This is a genomic window from Carboxylicivirga marina, from assembly GCF_016612505.1.
GTDB classification, from domain to species: domain Bacteria; phylum Bacteroidota; class Bacteroidia; order Bacteroidales; family Marinilabiliaceae; genus Carboxylicivirga; species Carboxylicivirga marina.
Window position 1 is genome coordinate 15,930 of the sequence record NZ_JAENRR010000020.1, and the last position, 13,885, is coordinate 29,814.

At 36.4% G+C, this 13,885-nt stretch carries 13 protein-coding genes; all 13 read right to left on the minus strand.

Annotated elements, in window-relative coordinates:
* Positions 1–6: 6 nt before the first annotated feature.
* Positions 7–990, minus strand: a complete 984-nt coding sequence (locus JIV24_RS10075) for a UDP-N-acetylglucosamine 4,6-dehydratase family protein (RefSeq protein WP_200464908.1) — start codon at positions 988–990, stop codon at positions 7–9.
* Positions 987–1,952 carry a glycosyltransferase family 2 protein gene (locus tag JIV24_RS10080; protein ID WP_200464909.1) on the minus strand — a complete coding sequence of 322 codons (966 nt, stop codon included), beginning with the start codon at positions 1,950–1,952 and terminating at the stop codon, positions 987–989. Before JIV24_RS10080 ends, JIV24_RS10075 begins: the two co-directional genes overlap by 4 nt.
* A 57-nt stretch (positions 1,953–2,009) precedes the next feature.
* The gene (locus tag JIV24_RS10085) at positions 2,010–3,041 is read right to left on the minus strand and encodes a glycosyltransferase family 2 protein (RefSeq protein ID WP_200464910.1); all 1,032 of its coding nucleotides are present in this window, start codon (positions 3,039–3,041) and stop codon (positions 2,010–2,012) included.
* A gap of 6 nt (positions 3,042–3,047) precedes the next feature.
* Positions 3,048–4,196 (minus strand): glycosyltransferase family 4 protein, encoded by a 1,149-nt coding sequence (locus tag JIV24_RS10090; RefSeq protein ID WP_200464911.1) that lies wholly within the window; start codon positions 4,194–4,196, stop codon positions 3,048–3,050.
* Positions 4,189–4,968, minus strand: a complete 780-nt coding sequence (locus tag JIV24_RS10095) for a sulfotransferase domain-containing protein (RefSeq protein WP_200464912.1) — start codon at positions 4,966–4,968, stop codon at positions 4,189–4,191. The genes JIV24_RS10090 and JIV24_RS10095 overlap by 8 nt, the downstream gene beginning before the upstream one ends.
* Positions 4,961–5,656 carry a hypothetical protein gene (locus tag JIV24_RS10100; RefSeq protein ID WP_200464913.1) on the minus strand — a complete coding sequence of 232 codons (696 nt, stop codon included), beginning with the start codon at positions 5,654–5,656 and terminating at the stop codon, positions 4,961–4,963. Before JIV24_RS10100 ends, JIV24_RS10095 begins: the two co-directional genes overlap by 8 nt.
* Complete coding sequence (locus tag JIV24_RS10105; protein WP_200464914.1) at positions 5,646–6,929, minus strand: ABC transporter ATP-binding protein; 1,284 nt, start codon at positions 6,927–6,929, stop codon at positions 5,646–5,648. The genes JIV24_RS10100 and JIV24_RS10105 overlap by 11 nt, the downstream gene beginning before the upstream one ends.
* Before the next feature lie 283 nt (positions 6,930–7,212).
* The gene (locus JIV24_RS10110) at positions 7,213–7,599 is read right to left on the minus strand and encodes a GxxExxY protein (RefSeq protein ID WP_234445779.1); all 387 of its coding nucleotides are present in this window, start codon (positions 7,597–7,599) and stop codon (positions 7,213–7,215) included.
* A gap of 193 nt (positions 7,600–7,792) precedes the next feature.
* Positions 7,793–8,638, minus strand: a complete 846-nt coding sequence (locus tag JIV24_RS10115) for an ABC transporter permease (RefSeq protein ID WP_234445780.1) — start codon at positions 8,636–8,638, stop codon at positions 7,793–7,795.
* Between the two features lie 646 nt (positions 8,639–9,284).
* Positions 9,285–9,833: a dTDP-4-dehydrorhamnose 3,5-epimerase gene (gene rfbC / locus JIV24_RS10120; RefSeq protein WP_200464916.1), complete on the minus strand. Its 549-nt coding sequence runs from the start codon at positions 9,831–9,833 to the stop codon at positions 9,285–9,287.
* A gap of 978 nt (positions 9,834–10,811) precedes the next feature.
* On the minus strand, positions 10,812–11,087 hold the full coding sequence (locus JIV24_RS10125; protein ID WP_200464917.1) for a type II toxin-antitoxin system RelE/ParE family toxin: 276 nt from the start codon (positions 11,085–11,087) through the stop codon (positions 10,812–10,814).
* Positions 11,071–11,310, minus strand: coding sequence for a hypothetical protein (locus JIV24_RS10130; protein ID WP_200464918.1), 240 nt, complete (start codon positions 11,308–11,310; stop codon positions 11,071–11,073). The genes JIV24_RS10125 and JIV24_RS10130 overlap by 17 nt, the downstream gene beginning before the upstream one ends.
* Before the next feature lie 573 nt (positions 11,311–11,883).
* On the minus strand, positions 11,884–12,471 hold the full coding sequence (gene cysC / locus JIV24_RS10135; protein ID WP_200464919.1) for an adenylyl-sulfate kinase: 588 nt from the start codon (positions 12,469–12,471) through the stop codon (positions 11,884–11,886).
* Positions 12,472–13,885: the final 1,414 nt, after the last annotated feature.

Genomic DNA, 13,885 nt, shown 5'->3' on the forward strand with positions numbered 1-13,885 from the left:
TTTGGTTTAGGTATAGAATTCGGTATCACCCATTCGGTCAAGTAAATCTGATAACTCCTGATAGTCCGTTATGCGATGTGTATTGGCAGAGTGGTATTCGTAGCCAAGCGGGTATGTTTCATTGATGTTAAATGGTTTGTATTCAGGATAAACTGTGAAGAACTTTTCCTCTTCTTTAGCTCTTCGTATTTCATATTCATTAACCAAAACTTCATCCATTTTTTCTCCCGGACGTATTCCTACCACTTCTATCCTTGATAAATCGCCATCACCGTATTTCTTCAGCATGGTTTCAGCCAGAAACTGAACAGTTGCGGCCGGTGCTTTTTTTACAAATACTTCTCCACCTTTAGCATTGGTTAATGCATGCAATACCAGCTCAACACTTTCATCCAATGTCATCATAAAACGAGTCATTTCAGGCACAGTTAATGTCAATGGTTTTCCTTCCTGGATCAATCGTTTAAATAATGGAATAACCGACCCTCTTGACCCCATAACATTACCATACCTTACACAAGCAAATCGAGTATCTATGGGGTATTGATTTTGAGAACCAACAATCTTTTCCATCATGGATTTAGAAATACCCATCGCATTGACCGGTTTTACGGCTTTATCAGTACTTAATGCCACGACAGCCTCCACATTATTAGCTATGGCTGCTCTACAAACATTTTCAGGGCCTAATATATTCGTTTTTACTGCTTCAAAGGGGTAGTTTTCGCAGGCAGGTACATGTTTAAGTGCTGCTGCATGAAAAACATAATCAACCCCTTTCATGGCCTGATTAATGCGTGTATCATCTCGAACATCCCCAATGATATATCGATAATCGGGATGAGCTTTCTGCATTTCGTATTGCTTTTTTTCATCACGGCTATAAATGATAATATTTTTGGGATTTTGTTGTTCAAGGTAATTAGCAACGCGATTGCCAAATGAGCCTGTTCCTCCTGTAATTAGTATTGTTTTATCTGAGATCTTCATTTCGTAGTATTATTGTAGAATGATAATAACCTTAAAGGTTTAGTGATTTTGAATAAAAGATTGGTTCGTAAAAGTGCCTTACAAACAAGTAAATAGAAATATAAAAATATGCCAGCTTCTAGTCTAAACTGATGTTTATATTGTTTTCTATTCTGCTGAGGTAACCAATCAAATAACAATTGCCTAAACCAAAAGTATTTTTTTGCATTTTTGATCTTTCTCGTCAATTGTGGGTGTTTGTATGATGCAATGGCATAATACACATTGCTATCTTCTGGAATCATGGAAATGTTTTCACTACTAGAAGAAAAGTTGGTATTGTGAATTCGATATGTTCCCAGTATTTCATTGATAAAATGCCACTTCGCCTTAGGTTGGTTGCAATATATACCGAGGTGAAACAATAATTCATGCTTATACTTAAGTCGGGAATCATACCTGGATGAAAGGTAATAATCTGCTCTAGCAAGGCAACTGGATGGTAAAATTCCTATTGTCCTTTTATTAAAGAACCAGTTTGTATATAAACACCAATCAAGAGGATTAGTACTAGCATAGTATTTGTCAGAATGCTTGAATCTTACGCCCTCCTTTTCATTAAACATAATCATGTCATGCATGCAAAGGGCGTAATCAGGATTATTTTCTAGAAAACTAACCTGTTTCAGAATCTTATCAGGATGCATTAGGTCATCACCACCTAAAAAAGCAACATATTTTCCAGTACAGGCATCAAATGCCTTATTGAAGTTAATGGATATTCCATTATTAATAGATGCAGTTAACAATTTTATCCGATCATCTTTAGCAGCATAAGTCTGAATGATTTTTACAGTGTTGTCATTGGAACAATCGTCTGAAATAATAACTTCAATATCATTATAAGATTGTTTGAGTACACTTTCTAGGGTATATGCTATATATTGTTCTTGGTTATATGTTGGAATTACAATACTTACCATTTAATATTTCTAAAAAAAGTTTTTAGTCTTTACTTATTATTTCAATTGTGCTATATGTTAAACATCATGTAATTTCTCATTTTTAACTAAAAAATGTTTGTTAGGGGGCTGAATTAAGTGTTTTTTTTCTCCTAATATCAATAATATTACTCTAAGTAAACTAGGAAAAATACGTATTTTATTTGAAATTAAATAATGATAAAACTTGTATAAAAACAATTGATATGGTTTTAAAATATTCAAGTCAATAAATGTTGAAATAATTTTATTTGATTGTATTGAAGGAAAATTTGCAAAAAGATACTGCTTCATCACTTGTAATATAAGTGGTGATAGATTTACCTTTTTTGACGAGTATTTCTTAAGGAGGTATAATTTTGTATTGCTATTGTTAATCTCTTTATCAATTGTCATTCCTATATTATCTCCATCATGTATTCTCCATAAACAATCATAGGTATTTGAAGTTAAATATTCAAACTTCAAACCATGAAGTAAAGTAGAAATGTGAAAGTCAACATCTTGAAATCCGATAAGTTCTTCATCGAAATGAATTTCATTTTTTATGAGTGATTCTTTTTTATATAGTGGACAATGAATAACCCAAAGTGGCGTAAAATGAAGGAAATAATTTATCGTATTTCTATTACATTTTTGTAATGTTGAAATTATTCTATATTGGGATTTGTTACATATAGGGTACTTTCCTTTTAAACCATTAGAAATACAAAAATCTAATTCTGGATGGGATTTTAGAAAGTTAGTTCTTCGCTCAAGAGCGAAGTTAAATAAAATGTCATCACTGTCTAGAAACATGATATATTCGCCGTTCGATTTTTCAATGCCAATATTTCTACATGTTGGCGCTCCTTTTGGTAGCCTTTTTCTTTCATATAATCTAAATCGATTATCTTTTCTACAAAATGACTCGATTTTAGATATTGAATTATCAGTAGAACCATCATCTACAATTATACACTCCCAGTTTTTATATGTTTGGTTGATTAGAGACTCTAAAGTTTCAGAAATGAAACTTTCTCGGTTGAATGATGGTATGATTATTGACGTAAGAGGCTGTTTTTCAATCATATATTTCTAAAGGATATTAAATAGATTGTTTTGCTCTTTGTTTATTGCAAAATTTTTCTGGGCATATATAGTGGCCTCCTCTGAAATCCTTGAATAGAGGACTCTATCATTCGATAAATTATATAGATATTTAGCATGTTCATCAACATTTCCTGATGCAAACAAGTAACCTACTTGTTTGTGTTTTACTATTTCTGGAATCCCCCCACTACGACCTGTAACAACGGGTAGTTTGTTTATTAGTGCTTCAACAAATGATACTCCATAAGCCTCTACCTGACCAGTTAATTCTCCAGTCATATTATGTGTAGTAAATATATGACACTTCTCTCTAAGTTTCTGACCTTCACTATATGTGACGGCTCCAAGTAATTTAATTTTATCAGCGTATGGTGATTGATTTATTAATAACCTACAAGTGGACATCATCGGGCCATCTCCTGCTAATATTAATTCAGCATTCATACCCATATCACAGGCCTTATTAAATGCTTGAATCGTTAAATGAGGCCCTTTGCAATCAACTAATCTTCCAAGGAATAATATCTTAAAAGGGCTAGTATTTTTTTTAACTGGAATATTTTTTGGTATTTCAACACCAAACTTCAGTACTTTAATGTTCTCTTTTTTAATCCCTATTTTGAGTAAATTACTCTTTGTAAAGTCTGAGTTAGCAATATATGTTGCGTTCTTTTGAATCTCCTTTGCGAAGTTAATATAACTTTCGTTGTATATTTTATCAAAAGGATAAGTTAAAGACTTCATTTTCCATGATACATCATAGCCATGACAGTGTATAAAGATATCTTTATTTGTATTTAATAGACGTTCTTTTAATTTATAAGCTTGTGTAAGGTAGTGAATGTAATATGTATTTATTTTATAGAGTTTTTCTACTTTATTTAGATTGTAGTTTAGCAAGTATTGATGGTTATATTCAACCTTTTTAAGTTTGTTGATTACCCTTTGCTTCACACCTGGTATTTCCAGTAAATTTATTACAGGTATATTACTCTCTTCTTTAAAAGGGGTAGTTTCTTGAACACCAATAAATGAAATGTTTGGTTTAAGATAATTTATCTGACGCCAAATCCACGTCTCAGATTTCGCTTTATAGCTAGGGGTAAGCAGAGCAATTCGGCGATTCTTAATCATTTAACAGGCTTTTATTTTGTATCTGACTGATATACCAATTATTGTCGTCCTCCATTAATACATCTTTCCACCCCTTGGCCTTGGCCTTATTGGGCTTTAAGCCAACTGGTTGATTAATAACATTCACCTTTGGTTTATATAAGCCAATACAATGGGCAATGTATTTTACAGGGTAGTATTTCTTAAGGATTTTTGAATACACGTCAAGTGGCTTGCTCTTTAAATCCTCATATCGTATTATTAAAAGCTTTGAATGCTTAACTTCCATCCATTCTGTAATGTGCCTTTCCCAATGTTGTGCTATAGTTTCTTTTGGTTCACATTTTTTTCCTGGTGTACCTTGCCAGTCTAACTTAAGTCTTAAAAAATCACTAAAAGTAACGTCTTTATAATCAGGATTAATGAAGTTAGGCGTTTTCCATATTGAATAGGCTACATCGCGGCCATCTCGGTAAATATATATCATGGGATGTTTAATCCCCATAATCCAATCCCCAGGAAAAGAATGATTACCAAATAACTTGCCGTATTCATTTCCTTCTTCTCGTTGCAGGCGATTTGCCCAATGACCCCAATTAACAATTTCAGTATTTAAGTCTTTGTTTTGGAAAAAGTTCTTAGCTAAGAAAGCCTCTAAAAAATGTGTTCCTGATCGAGGGTGTGAATAAACTTTAATGATTTGTCTTTCCCAGAAATATCTACCCGAGCGTTTGAGATATATGTAGGTTCTTAATTTTTCGGGAATAACTGCCCTATATATTTGCTTAATCATTTTTTAATATTGATTCTAAAATTGTATCTAGTTGTCCGTCCTGTTTAAGCAATTTTATAACATTATGACCACCCTTATTAAAAGCTAATTTAGTTATACTGTTATGCTTTAAACGTGTCGTATGGTTATTGTCTAATCTATCATTACAATCCCAATAAATATGCGTTTTTGTTTTTCGAATACATTTTTGTATCCTTTTTAAATCTTGATATTTGCTTGATGGTAGTTTACTGTGAAGTTCTTTAATTTGCTCTAGCCACCTGTAATCTCGATATATATAACGGTTGAGCTTGTTTGTAAATGTTTGTGGTGCAAAGGCATGTACTTCATCGACATTTATTAACCAGCCATATAACATTGCAGCGAATCCTCCTGCTGAGTTACCAATGAATATAACTTTCTTATAATAACTGCTATTAAGTAGTTTTTTCAAATAAATAACTGTTTCTTCAACAGACGTACTTAGTCCTTTTAACCCTAATTGATACCAAGCTTGATGAAAATCTCTAATAAATACCTTGTCTACATTATATTTATCTAAAGATTTCATGAATTCAAACACTGGAATTGGTAATTTACATGCAATACCTCCAAATACAACAATTAATGTACTATTTACTTCAGAAATATCTTTTATGACTGATACGTTATTATCAGCAAGGGAAGCTTCAGATAAGTTACTTTCCATTATCTATTTCAAAATGATGGTCAACAAATAGGCCTTCTTTTAACACTGGAGTTTTTCCAGTTTCAAAAAAGTTCCCACTGATTATTTGAATTTCCTTTACAAACTCTATATCATCTTCTATGCCATTTTCAGAAAAAGCTGTTAAATGAAGGTAGTAAATACCTTCCGGCAAAGGGATCTTCGGTATAAAGCAGTCAATATTTAAATCTTTGTTAATATTAATAAGCTGGCTAGAATAGGCATTATTACACAAAAACAATGTTTGGCCTTTAGTATTAACAAACAGCAGTCGAAGACCAACTTTTTCAACTTTAGTATTCGCTTGTATTTTTAGTCTAAAACTTACAGCACAGCCTGTTGGTATTTGATCTATTTGAATACCTTGCTCATTAAGTATGTTAATGTCTTGAAACTTAATTCTCCCGGAATATTTCCTATCAGTTCTTTCATTTAATGATTTATTGGTATTACCAATATTAAGGTTAAGGTATTTTTCAATTCCCTTATCTGTTGTTCCTCTATAAATAATAGAGCCATTGTTCATTACTGTAACCCCATTACATAAATGTTGAATACTGCCCATATTATGACTCACAAACAGCACTGTCCTTCCCTGGTTTTGGCTTACATCCTGCATCTTGCCAATGGCCTTTTTCTGAAACTCGGCATCGCCAACGGCCAGTACTTCATCCACCACTAATATTTCGGGCTCCAGGTGGGCTGCAATGGCAAAGCCCAGGCGCACGGTCATACCTGAGGAGTAGCGTTTGGTGGGCGTGTCGAGGTATTTGGCTACACCGGCAAACTCTACTATCTCGTCCAGTTTACGGTCAATCTCCCACTTGCGCATGCCCATAATGGTTCCGTTCATGTAAATGTTCTCACGGCCTGTCATCTCGGGGTGAAAGCCGGTACCTACTTCTAATAGAGAAGCCAGTCGGCCTTTTACTTTTATGCTGCCGGTAGTAGGAGAGGTGACGCGGGAGAGGAGCTTCAGTAAAGTACTTTTACCTGCTCCGTTTTTACCGATAATTCCGAGCACTTCGCCTTCTTTTACTTCGAGGTTGATATCTCGAAGGGCGGCTACTAATTCGCCTTTCTCGGCTTTTTGTGTGCGGTCGTTAACGTGGCCTACCTTGGCGTAGGGGTCGTCCTGGCCGAGTATGTTCATACGAACGAAACGGTTTAAGTCGTGGCTTAGTGTGCCTGTGCCTACTTCACCAAGGCGATATATTTTAGAGAGATTCTCTATTTTAATTACTGTGTTACTCATATTTAAATAATTCTGTCATCGAATTAGCACTAATTAGACTAATTGATTTACAGCTTGTTTAGTCTATTTCAAAGTAAATATTAATTTACCCGAATAACTGCTTTCGCAGTTTTATCTATTTGTAATCCCAGCCAATTAGCTGACGGTTTTCTATTTTGATTACTGTGTTACTCATATTTAAATAATTCTGTCATCGAATTAGCGCCAATTTACACTAATTGATTTACAGCTTGTAATTATTAAATGCCAATAAAATTGACACGAATAATTTAGCTTACGCAAATTAAAGCAAATTGTTTATTACTCTTTTATATTGCAAGCTTGATTTACCAAAGTTAATAAGTATTCCAAGCTTTTTATCTGTTGCTTTAAGGTAATTGATTAATTGTGATTCATGTTCTTTAGTCAATTCACCCAACGCTTTTAATTCTATTATTATTTCATCGTAACATATGAAATCAGCCTTATAATATTTATCTAGCTTATCGCCCTTATAATAAATATTTATCATGCTTTCTTGCTGAAATGGTATATCCTGAATCCGAAATTCCTTTGCTAATGCTTCTTGATAAACTGGTTCCAGGAAACCATTCTTTAACTCATTGTGCACTTCCATAGCTGCTCCAATGATTCGATATGCTTCATCTTTGTAAAGTATACCTTCAATCATCATTTATAATTCGTGATAATTCGCGTAAATTCGATGATTGTACTTCCATTGCCGCCCCAATGATACGATATGCTTCATCCTTTAACAATATACCTTCTACCATAACATTTCTAATTCAAGAACATTCACCTAAATGTACATACAGCTATTACATCATCCTAATCATTCGTGCTAATTCGCGAAAATTCGATGACTAGACCGTATCAATAAAGTTACGCTCTGTTTTATGGAAGATGATGATTCCTAAAAATAAAATAACTGTTGCCACAGTGGCGCTGTACCCTAAACTCATCCAACTAAAATGACCAGCGCCTAAGAAGGCGTATTTAAAGCCTTCAAGGATAGGGGTGAAGGGGTTGAGCATTAAGATGTCTTTCATCATGCCTGGCTCAATGGTGCTGACCGGGTAAATAACCGGAGAAGCATACATCAATAGTTGCACACCGAAAGTTAATAAGAAGGTCAGGTCACGGTATTTGGTGGTCCAGGACGTGAATATGATACCGGTTCCCAGTCCGAACATGGCCATTAACAGAATATAGACGGGTAGGAGGGTAATGCTCCAGTTGGGTTGAACCGCACCTTCCTGTGTAAAAAGATAGTAGCCATATACTATCATAAAGAAAGCAAACTGAATACCAAACTTAATCAGTCCGCTTGTGACCTTGGCAAAAGGCATAATCAGGCGAGGGAAGTAGACCTTTCCGAATATATTGGCATTCTCCTTAAAAGTAGTGGCCGTTTTATTAAAGCTCTCTGAGAAATAGTTCCAGATGGTGATGCCTGCCAGGTAAAAGAGTATCTGAGGTGTGCCATCGGTACTGATTTGTGCGATACGTCCGAATACTACCATGTAGATTAAGGTAGTTAGGATGGGTTGTACCACAAACCAGATAGGGCCAAGTATGGTTTGTTTGTACACGGTGATAATATCACGCTTCACAAACATTTTCAATAGATCGCGGTAAGCCCATATTTCTTTAAAGTTAATATCGAAGGCGTGGCGTTTGGGGCGTATAATTAAATCGTATTTTTCCAATGTTGTATTGTTTATTTGTTGAACTGTTGAATTGTGATTTGCAGCTTATTTTTTTGTCCGCTAATTACGCGAATTTGCGCGAATTATTTTTGAACCACCCCGCCTGCGGCACCCCTCCTTGAAAAGGCAGGGAATTGATTGGCAGCTTCTGAAAATGTCGAACAGTTAATCGTTTATAAGTTGAGGAGTTGAATGTTGATTTGTTTAATTGATGAACTGTCGAATCGAGAAACTGCAGAATTGTGATTTACAGCTTGGTAATTTCTTTTAACCACAGATTAATAAGATTATTGATTTACAGCTTGGTTAATTATTTGTCCACGAATTACGCGAATTGGCGCGGATTATAAATTATATTTTATCTAAAAAGTTGAAGAGTTGAATGTTTAGGTGTTTAGTGTCAATAGGCTGATCGCTTGAATTAGTTGAGCAGTTTATGAGTTTAATGTTACATGCTCACTTCTCATCGCTCACCTCTTTTTAAACTGCTTCAGTCTATTATTCTCTCTTCACTTATAACTTACTCAACGCCTTCGGCGTGGCAAGTCACATTTGACGGCCTTTATTTTATGCATTACGCTACAAAAATAGTATTGTTTCAGAAAGTATAGCGGATGAGATGCCGTCACTTGTCACTGCTTTATGCTTAAAAGGGATTATCTGTCTGATTAAGTGCTAATAGCTTTTTATCTTTTTCAGATAAAATAATATCCTCAACTGGTAACTGCCAGTCAATATTTAAGCTTTTATCATCCCAGGCAATACCACTGTCGTAGTCGGGGGCATATTGGTTATCGACCATATAGCTAAAAATAGCTGTTTCGCTTAAAACTACAAAACCATGCGCAAAACCATGTGGTACAAATAGCTGGTGTTTATTATCGCCTGATAGTTCAAAGCATTGGTGTTGGCCGTAGGTAGGGGAGTCCTGTCGTAAATCAAGGGCTACATCGAGCACCTTACCTTCGATGCATCGTACTAGTTTGGCTTGGGTATAGGGTGGTTTTTGAAAGTGGAGGCCTCGTAATACGCCGTAGGATGACTTTGATTCGTTTACTTGGATAAAGTTAATATCGCCAATGTGTTGTTTGAATTTTTCGGTGTTATAAGCTTCGAGGAAGTAACCGCGATTATCGCCGAAGACAGTAGGTTTGATTAAGGTTAATCCTTTTATTTTAGTTGGTATAAACTCCATTTATTATTTACAGCTTGTATATTTTTTTGTCCACGAATTGCACTAATTAACACTAATTGTTTTTGAACCACCCCGCCTGCGGCACCCCTCCTTGAAAAGGCGGGGAATTGATTGACAGCTTCTGAAAATGTCGAACTGTTAATAGTTTATAAGTTGAGGAGTTGAATGTTGATTTGTGATTTGCAGCTTATTTTTTTGTCCACTAATGACGCGAATTTGCGCAAATTTTTTATAATTGTTTTGCTGAGATTAGGAGGGGTGCTCTTCTCTCATCGCTCTTTTTTCTCTTCTTTTTTAAAATTGTCGCCTACACTTTCGGAGTCGTGCGGTAGCACTGTTGTGCTTTATTGTTGAATCGCGTGCTATTAAAATCCTTGCTCTATCCATGCCCTGGAAACTTCCTCCACCTTAAGGGGGAGGTGCCAAAGGCGGAGGGGGTGTTTGTTTTAAAAATGGTTAATCGTTGAATTGTTATTTACAGCTTGGCTAATGCTTGTCCACTAATGACGCGAATTTGCGCGAATTTTTTATAATTGTTTTGCTGAGATTAGGAGGGGTGCTCTTCTCTCATCGCTCTTCTCTCAGTTCTTTTTTTAATATCGTCGCCCACACGATCGGAGTCGTGCGGTAGCACTGTTGTGCTTTATTGTTGAATCGCTTGCTATTAAAACCCTTATACTATCCATACCCTGGAAGCTTCCTCCACCTTAAGGGGGAGGTGCCATAGGCAGAGGGGGTGTTTGTTTTAAAATGGTTAATCGTTGAATTGTTCTTTACAGCTTGGTTAATGCTTGTCCGCTAATGACGCGAATTTGCGCAAATTTTTTATAATTGTTTTGCTGAGATTAGGAGGGGTGCTCTTCTCTCATCGCTCTTCTCTCAGTTCTTTTTTTAAGATCGTCGCCCACACGATCGGAGTCGTGCGGTAGCAGTGGTGCACAATTGTTTCTTCTCTGCTTAACCCGTTAATTGTATATATCAAGGATTGTTCTGATATTTTACAAAACCAAATACTTCAATAGTGTTATTATTAATCTTGAATACAATAGTATACCCTTTAAATATTAAGTCTCTTATGTTCTCATCATTAAAATATATTGAAGGTCTGAATTGATAAGGGTTCTGAGGGATGCGTTTTAAAAGGCTTATGAGTTCAGATTTGAATTTACGAGCATGAGCAGGACTGTTGTTGGCAATATAATCAACCTGATCTTCAAGTTTGGCAATAAAAGCATCTTTAAAGACGACCTTCATGTTTTGTTATTTTATTCTCTAATCTCTCTTCTAACTCATCTATCGTATAATATTCAGCTGTACCTTCATTAATTTCATCAAGTTGAACTTGCAATTCTTCTTGAGTTTTAAGAAAAACGTCATCTTCACTAATTATCTCAATTTCATCTTTACTGAACTTACTAAGTAACCAGATGAAATGCTTATATACCTTATCGTGTATTTTAAGTTTGATGGTATGCATTGTCTTTTGTTATCTCCTAAAATTAATACAATTGAAACTGTCGGTCAAGTAATAAAAGTGTGACACAAAACTCTATGCTAATCACTGTTTTTCTATCATGAATAATACCGGATACTATTCAAAATACACCTTTAGTTCGCGTCTCTCCTAAAAGCCCTATGTATATGTGTCGGCATTATACCAGTGTATTTTAATATTTAATGGTATAAGATAACTCTTCTCACCGCTCTTTTCTCAGTTCTTTTTTAAAGAACGTCGCCCACACGATCTGAGTCGTGCGATAGCACTATTGTGCTTTATTGTTGAATCACATGCTATTAAAATCCTTAATCTATCCATGCCCTGGAAACTTCCTCCACCTTAAGGGGGAGGTGCCGCAGGCGGAGGGGGTGTTTACTCACCGCTCATCTCTCTCTTCTTCTTTCTTTGCGTCTTTGCGTTAACCTTAGCGTCTTTGCGAGAAACCCACTCATCTCTCACCGCTCTTCTCTCATCTCTTTATTTTCTTTTGTCTAAAAGCGTAGCGGTCTATTGTCTATAAGCGAAGCGTTCTAAATTCTGCAGCTTCGCTGCTTACCACCTCACTTCACTCTTCACAAACTCATACGCCTTCTCAATGCCTTCCTCAATACTTAACTTATTGGTATCAACTGTTACTTCCGCATCCTCCGGTCGGTCAAAAGGTGCATCTAAACCCGTAAAGTTCTTAATCTCGCCCGCCAGGGCTTTTTTATAGAGGCCTTTGGGGTCGCGCTGGGCGCAGGTCTCAAAGGAGGCATCTACAAATATTTCGATAAAGTCATCGCCTATAATCTCACGCGCCATTTGGCGTACGGCGTTGGTGGGAGAGATAAAAGCATTGATGGTGATGATGCCACAGTTGAGAAAGAGCTTGTTGATCTCCGCTATGCGGCGAATGTTTTCGTTGCGGTCTTCAGCGGTGAAGCCTAAGTTGTTATTAATACCGGTGCGGATGTTGTCGCCATCGAGCACCTGGGTGAGGTAACCACGCTCGGCAAGGCGTCGCTCTAAGCCATGTGCCAGGGTGCTTTTACCCGAGCCGGAGAGGCCTGTTATCCAGATGACTTTGGCTTTTTGCTTGAGATACTGCTCTTTGTCGGAGCGATTAAGGTATATGTTAGTGGGGTGTATGTTGTTCATTTTGGATTTATGATGGACGAATGTTGATTTATGATGTTTGATTGGCAGCTTGGTAAAATGTCGAACTGTTAATAGTTTATTAGTTGAGGAGTTGAATAGTTTTTTAGTTGAGGAGTTGAATAGTTTATTGTTTGACAGTTGAATCGTTGAATTGTTATTTACAGCATTGACTAATGCTTGTCCGCTAATGACGCGAATTTGCGCGAATTTTTTATAATTGTTTTGCTGAGATTAGGAGGGGTGCTCTTCTCTCAGTTCTTTTTTTAATATCGTCGCCCACGCGATCGGAGTCGTGCGGTAACAATGATGTACTTAATTGATGAATCGCTTGCTATTAAAACCCTTATACTATCCATGCCCTGGAAGCTTCCTCCACCTTAAGGGGGAGATGCCGTAGGCAGAGGGGGTGTTTGTTTTAAAATGGTTAATTGTTGAATTGTGATTTACAGCTTGACTAATGCTTGTCCGCTAATGACGCGAATTTGCGCGAATTTTTTATAATTGTTTTGCTGAGATTAGGAGGGGTGCTCTTCTCTCATCGCTCTTCTCTCAGTTCTTTTTTTAATATCGTCGCCCACGCGATCGGAGTCGTGCGGTAGCAATGATGTACTTAATTGATGAATCGCTTGCTATTAAAGCCCTTATACTATCCATGCTATGGGAACTTCCTCCACCTTAAGGGGGAGGTGCCGCAGGCGGAGGGGGTGTTTACTCACCTCTTTATTCTACGTACTATTATTCCCTCTTCACTTTAATCTCATCACTTTTATTCTTTAACTCTATAAGCGGAGCAGTCTATTGTCTAAAAGCAGCTTGCTGCGATCTATTCTCTTATTAACACAGCTTCGCCTCCTTCCCGAAACATCGGGATTTCCTCCTAAAGAGTCGTCAACACTTCGTTGGCTTGCACGGCTTCGCCTCCTCAGTCACAGGGTGTGAGTTTATTGGATTCGACAATAATGGTTTAAGCGGTTGATAGTCATCAACATTAATCCTTAATGTATACTTAAGTGAGGTTTTGGCGACTTCTATTGCATGTATACACCGAAAAAGGGGATAGGTTACCCTACCAGCCCATATTTTTTGTTGCTAAAATAACGTGCTTGCCTGTATAATTATTGTTGTTAATAGGCATACGAAGCCAGTCATTCGTAACTACCATCTTGTGTATGATTGTCTTATATAGTGTGATGCCAACCATTTTATAGCCCAGAAAAGGGCATAAATAAGAAATGTCGGCCATAATGGTCGTTGTAATCTTTTTTAATAACGAATATCTGTCCAAAACCTTCATCTAAAGTTACACGCGAAATTAATAAAAAACTCGATAAGACAAGGTGTCTGTATGTATGCTTAATTTCAATATTGTCCTAATTATTTCATGATATTGGGCTATTCGCCCAAACCCAACTTA

Coding starts and splice junctions, on each gene's coding strand:
- JIV24_RS10075 (WP_200464908.1), bottom strand. CDS start 990: ATGAAGATCTCAGATAAAACAATACTAATTACAGGAGGAACAGGCTCA.
- JIV24_RS10080 (WP_200464909.1), bottom strand. CDS start 1,952: ATGGTAAGTATTGTAATTCCAACATATAACCAAGAACAATATATAGCA.
- JIV24_RS10085 (WP_200464910.1), bottom strand. CDS start 3,041: ATGATTGAAAAACAGCCTCTTACGTCAATAATCATACCATCATTCAAC.
- JIV24_RS10090 (WP_200464911.1), bottom strand. CDS start 4,196: ATGATTAAGAATCGCCGAATTGCTCTGCTTACCCCTAGCTATAAAGCG.
- JIV24_RS10095 (WP_200464912.1), bottom strand. CDS start 4,968: ATGATTAAGCAAATATATAGGGCAGTTATTCCCGAAAAATTAAGAACC.
- JIV24_RS10100 (WP_200464913.1), bottom strand. CDS start 5,656: ATGGAAAGTAACTTATCTGAAGCTTCCCTTGCTGATAATAACGTATCA.
- JIV24_RS10105 (WP_200464914.1), bottom strand. CDS start 6,929: ATGAGTAACACAGTAATTAAAATAGAGAATCTCTCTAAAATATATCGC.
- JIV24_RS10110 (WP_234445779.1), bottom strand. CDS start 7,599: ATGATTGAAGGTATACTTTACAAAGATGAAGCATATCGAATCATTGGA.
- rfbC (WP_200464916.1), bottom strand. CDS start 9,833: ATGGAGTTTATACCAACTAAAATAAAAGGATTAACCTTAATCAAACCT.
- JIV24_RS10125 (WP_200464917.1), bottom strand. CDS start 11,087: ATGAAGGTCGTCTTTAAAGATGCTTTTATTGCCAAACTTGAAGATCAG.
- JIV24_RS10130 (WP_200464918.1), bottom strand. CDS start 11,310: ATGCATACCATCAAACTTAAAATACACGATAAGGTATATAAGCATTTC.
- cysC (WP_200464919.1), bottom strand. CDS start 12,471: ATGAACAACATACACCCCACTAACATATACCTTAATCGCTCCGACAAA.